This window comes from Flavobacterium cheonhonense (assembly GCF_035671315.1).
Classification (GTDB): Bacteria; Bacteroidota; Bacteroidia; order Flavobacteriales; family Flavobacteriaceae; genus Flavobacterium; species Flavobacterium cheonhonense.
Genome location: NZ_JAXAVY010000013.1, coordinates 1 through 4940, shown reverse-complemented (window position 1 = coordinate 4940; position 4940 = coordinate 1). Strand labels below are relative to the sequence as shown.

The window sequence follows — 4940 nt, the reverse complement described above, 5'->3', positions numbered from 1 at the left end:
GTTACAGGTATGGGTTTAATGGAATGGAGAAAGATGATGAAATTAAGGGTGAAGGGAATAGTTATGACTTTGGAGCGAGGATGTTAGACCCAAGAGTTGGAAGATGGTTTGCTCCAGATTTAAAATTTTCTTTACAACCCAGCTGGTCACCTTACAAAGCATTTTTTGATAATCCTAATTTATTCATAGACCCAGATGGTAACACAGAATGGCAAGTAACTACTGTTATTAATCATAAAACTGGAAAAACAGAAATGATATTTGAGATAATCGATGCAGATAAATTAGATAAAAAAATAGTTAATGTTAGAGACTACTATTATAAGGATTGGGATTATCAATATAGTGATATTATCCACAGTAGTACTATTATTATTTATGAAGATGGCACACAATCTGTTCAAAATCACAAAACCGAATACGCTCCTAGATATACTAGAGATGCAGATTGGGATTTTATTCCTGAAATACCTTCTATAAATTTTGGTGGTGATTCAGATATAAAAATAGAAGATGGTTATGTTTTTACAACAAGTTGGGGTAAAGACGGTATAGCAAGCTCAAACAAATCTAATGGAAAAGCACGAAGCGAAAAAGATACTGATATGAGTGCATTAGTGGCGGTTACAGAAATACTTAGAGGCGGGTCATTACCTAAAGGGTTAGATGCAGCGGTTGATGCGATAGGAAATACAAGTGAAATTATTCAGAATATTTTTGACAAAAATGGCATAGCAGGCGAAGTGAACCTAAAAGATGGTAAAATTGAAGTTAGTTATGAAAAAGAAAATATATATGATGTAGAATATCTTGAGATAAATGGTAAGGTTAATATTGTTCCAAACAACAGTCCTTTCCCTCTCTCAGATAAAAAAACCAAAAAAGTTAAAGAGCATAAAATAGAAAAGTTCAAAGATTCTGTTGAAAAAAAATATCAAGAAGATTATAAAAAAGTTCAAAATGCGAAAAAAAATAACAAAAAAAAGTCTTAGCTTGATATTCTGTTTGCAATTTTTATTGTTATCATGTAATAAGTCTGATAAACTAATAAAAGCTACTTACGAAAATAGTATTGATAGTATAGTAGTTTATAAAGATAAGAATGGTCATATTGAATGTATTTATAACATTCTGAATAACAAAGATAAGTTTGTTAAAGAAGGAATTTGTTTTTTATCAAATGGGGAAATTGACTATGATAAAAGTAGATTTTTAAAAATAGATGGAAATAAGTTATATTATTTCTCACCATACAATAGATTCTATAAAATAGGCACAGACAGATATGTTGTATTTAAAGGAAATGATAGTATAAAAAAAGATTTTAGTAACTTAGAATTATTAAAATTAAGTGAATTTAATTTTAACGAAAATGGAGTAATTGAAAATTATGATAAAAAAATACCAAAAATTGGTATTGTTGAAGAGATTATTTTTTTAGATACTTTGGTTAAATCTGAAAAAGGAAATGAGAAAATTATTGAAACAATTATTTCGTATATAGATCTTGAAAACCTTTTAATAAGTAAACTAAAAAAAAAATCAGGGATAAAAAATAATTAATTTTTTATTTATTAAGAACAAAAACAACTTGTAAATGTGTTGTTTTTACACAACTGTTTGTGGTTACCTTATTGATGCATCGCGACAAAATATAGGAAATTAGAATAAACATTAAATGATTCTGATTTAATAAACTACATAAGAATACAAGTCATTTTACGTCAACCCTTTCGAATTTAACTTGGTAGAAATAATGTAAACCAATAAAGCGTATATACTTTTTTTATCAAAAAAAGTTAGGCTTTAACAAGTTATTTATTTCCCTCGCTCACGCCCGAATCCTTTCGGATGGTCAATGATAGATAAACACGCTTACGGGCGTGTTTTTTTGTTGGTTGTTATAAAGGCGTAAGTACTTATAGTTATAGAGATTTTAGTTTTTTACTTCGATCCATTTGATGTACTTTTGACAAAAGCCAATACATGAAAAAGTGTAATGCATTGATTCCTTTATTCAAAGAATTTATAAAAGATTCAGAATCAGGAAAGCGTTTGAAAAAAAATGGTGAACGCATCACAAAAAAATCAATAGAAAATTACAAGTATGTTCTGAAAAATCTCATTTTATTTTCTGAACACATAGGAACAGAATTGTTAGTATGTGATGTTTTAAAATTGAGCAAAAGGGAATTATTGTCTGAAAAAAAGTATTGGAAAAAGTTTTATAAAAATTTTACCGAGTTTTTATATAAACGGGGTTGCTATGATAATTATGTTGGTGCAACAATTAAGGTTATAAAAGTATTTTTTAATTATTTAAAAACAGAAAAAGATATTTTTGTTGGAGACTTTCATAAACAATTTTATGTTAGGAAAGAGGAAGTTGATGTTTTGGTACTATCACCGGAACAATTAAAGTTTTTAATCCATGACAAAAATTTTGAGACCAAACTAACTCCGGGTTTAAAAAAGGTTAAAGACATTTTTGTTTTTGGTTGTACAACTGGCCTGAGATATTCTGATATTTTTTTATTGACCAATAAAAATTTTGAGCAGTTAGGACAAGACTGGTACTTGAGAGTAAAATCAAAAAAAACAAAAACTACTAGTTCAATAAAACTTCCTGAATATGCAATTGAGATTTACCTAAACTACAAGACTGCAAGTAGTAAAACATATTTGTTCAAAAATATGCCTTTATTCAATTTTAACAGAAGTATAAAACGAATCGGTGAACTTGCAGAGTTTACCAACATAATTTCTGTTTCTCGAGAACGACAAGGTATAACCAAACAATTGCAAACAGGTAATATAAGGTTTTGTGATAAAATGAGTTCTCATATGATGAGAAGAACTGCGATTACTACATTTCTAATACTTGGCATGCCCGAACACTTGGTGCGAAAAATAAGTGGCCACAGCAGCTCAAGTACTGCATTTAACAGATATGTGCATTATGCACAAGTTTATATTGATAGGGAGATTGATAAGGTGTATAGTAAGTTGGAGAGTTATTGAATTTACTTGTTTCTTTATCACAACATAGACTAATAAACACTCTAATTTGCGTATTTATCTATCATTGACAATCCGAAAGGATAGGTGCAAGAGAGAAAGTGTTTATTATTTTTATTAGTTATTACCACTCCAAAGGATTCGCGGGTTAATGGGGATTTCTTCACTAAAAACGTTTCACCTTTATAGTTTGTATCTACAAAAAAATACGCCTTAGTGTTTTTTTTATCACTGTTTAGGGCACAGTTTATAAAACTGGGCCAACGATTGCGTTGAGATTCACTTTTTGTCATTCCTGCTCCATCGGGCTGTTTAAATTTTATCACTAGAATGAGATGCTCGTGTAAGAATGGAGAAAATATAAAATCATAATTTTTATCTATTGAATTTTAATGATTAATAATCTTTAAAATTATTTTCGGCTTATTTTGGAATTTCAATCTGTCCTGTTTATTAAAAATAAAAAAAATTGGTCTAGTGTCAAAGCTAATACCCCTTGTATATTCTTCATTTGAATTAATGTTGGCAATAAATTTGCTTAATGATAAATGTTTTTCATATAACGTCAGCTCTCTTGCCCCTAAATCATTTTTGTCAATTCCATTCAATTCTGCAAACAAATATTTGTCAATATTTATATTTGTATTACTCAAAAGAGTTAATTCAAGAGAATTTCTGGAAATACCATCAATACCTTTCTCCATCGATCCTCCAAATAAAATTCTTCTTGAACCGGGTTTAGATATATATTCTTTATTTATTTCAATTGAAACTCCAATAAATTGAAACTCCTTTGGATTAACCGCTGCGGAATCATCAAACTGGTAGAGTTTACCAGATTTAATGTATAACTCTTTAATTTTTAAATTTTTTATCCTATAATAATTTTTTTGCTTTTGGAATAATAACAAGTATAAGCATACTCCAATAAAAATACTAAATATTATGATTTTTATTTTTCTATCTAAATGAGCCATAAGCATAGGTTGAATTGTTAAGCTGATCTTCCGTCATTGTTAGTGTCGATTGTTTATTACCCCATGACCACCATTCTACATTTATAGTGCCATTTGGATTTTTTGTCACTCCTTTTACTTGAATATAATGATCAGGAATAGCGCTCCATGTTGATTTACCCATAAAATGGTCAGTATTAACCAAAAGAATCACAAAATCACCAGTATTAACAGATTTATTAATACCATCTTTCAAACTTATACCTTTTGCCCAGTTATTTTCAGTAGTTCTTTGCATTCCGAACATTTTGGTTGTCATTTTATCAATGTCACTAGGCCAAGTAAATCCTGAAGGTCCACTATCTGTTGCAGGGTTATAACTATTGCCATAAACATTTAAGGAAGTACGTAATGATGACATTATAACATAACTTGCCGCATCAAGTCCGTTAGTTGGTGCACTATTCAATAAATCTTCATTGGCTTCAATTGAAGGACCATATTTTCCGTATTTATACAAACCTATGGCCATATTTACAAATTCTTCAGGATTATATTCAATACCTGATTTACATGATGCGGCTACCCCACAAAGATTCGTGCTTTTTTGATTAATTGATTGAGGGTTATTCAACATATTCATAAGAGAATTCACAAAATCTACTTTTGGTATGTTGTTCCAAACAGTTGAAGTATTAGGATCATTCGCAAAATTATTAACCGCAGCCGCCGCATTTTGTTGTTCTTTTGGTGTAGCCGCCTCAAGACCCTCTAGCTCTATCATGTCCATCACTCTATTCTCACTAAATGCGTAAGGAGAATTATAAGGGTATTTTCTAAACAATGGATCTACCGCAAAAAACCTTCCCACTCTCGGATCATGCATCCTAAAGGTGTAGTTTAAGGAATTTCCTTCACCCTTAATCTCATTATCTTTTTCTTGCCCTTGAAACCCATACCTGTAAG

At 30.0% G+C, this 4940-nt stretch carries 4 protein-coding genes and 1 pseudogene; 3 read left to right on the top strand and 2 right to left on the bottom strand.

Annotation, left to right across the window (positions count from 1 at the left end):
• The 3 genes from SK086_RS13495 to SK086_RS13485 form a co-directional block, all read left to right on the top strand.
• Positions 1–992, top strand: a 992-nt coding sequence (locus SK086_RS13495; RefSeq protein WP_324692325.1) for an RHS repeat-associated core domain-containing protein, incomplete at its 5' end; no start/stop codon positions are given.
• Complete coding sequence (locus SK086_RS13490; protein WP_324692323.1) at positions 961–1563, top strand: hypothetical protein; 603 nt, start codon at positions 961–963, stop codon at positions 1561–1563. The genes SK086_RS13495 and SK086_RS13490, both read left to right, overlap by 32 nt.
• Positions 1564–1986: 423 nt before the next feature.
• On the top strand, positions 1987–3021 hold the full coding sequence (locus SK086_RS13485; RefSeq protein WP_324692322.1) for a tyrosine-type recombinase/integrase: 1035 nt from the start codon (positions 1987–1989) through the stop codon (positions 3019–3021).
• A 386-nt stretch (positions 3022–3407) separates the two neighbouring features.
• Here the strand turns inward: SK086_RS13485 and SK086_RS13480 are convergent, their stop codons facing one another.
• Together SK086_RS13480 and SK086_RS13475 are read right to left on the bottom strand one after the other, a co-directional pair.
• A complete protein-coding gene (locus tag SK086_RS13480; RefSeq protein ID WP_324692321.1) occupies positions 3408–3995 on the bottom strand; it encodes a hypothetical protein in 588 nt (195 codons plus the stop codon).
• A pseudogene (locus SK086_RS13475) lies at positions 3979–4940 on the bottom strand (hypothetical protein); the annotation flags it as partial. The pseudogene SK086_RS13475 and the gene SK086_RS13480, both read right to left, overlap by 17 nt.